The following is a 432-nucleotide window of genomic DNA, read 5'->3' on the forward strand; positions in this document are numbered from 1 at the left end:
CGTGTCGCGGATTTTGTCACTGACCCAACGATTAAAAAATTGTTGAAGGATAAGGATAAAGACAAAAAAGATGAACATGGTGGCATTGGTACGCCAGCTACCCGCGCAGCCATTCTGGAAACGCTGAAGAAAAGAAACTATATCACGCTGGAAAAAGGGAAACTTATTCCTACTGATACCGGATATGCGCTTATTGATGCCCTGCCTGGTATAGCGGTTAATCCTGATATGACAGCATTATGGTCTGAAAAGCAGGCTGCCATAGAAAATGGCGATCTGACGGTTGAACAGTTTATTAATGATCTGTACGGTGAACTGACAGGCATGATTTCTGATGTTGACCTGGGCGAGATGAAGATTGAACCCGCTGCGCCAGCAGGGCAGTTTCAACGCCTGGACTCTCCCTGCCCTTCCTGTGGTAAACATATTGTT

General features: G+C 45.8%; 1 protein-coding gene. It reads left to right on the top strand.

Annotation, left to right across the window (positions count from 1 at the left end; translation table 11 throughout):
- On the top strand, positions 1-432 hold a 432-nt coding region (locus LU493_RS19630; protein WP_275289484.1), incomplete at both ends, for a DNA topoisomerase.

It is taken from the genome of Halomonas elongata (assembly GCF_029081005.1).
Lineage (GTDB): Bacteria > Pseudomonadota > Gammaproteobacteria > Pseudomonadales > Halomonadaceae > Halomonas > Halomonas elongata_B.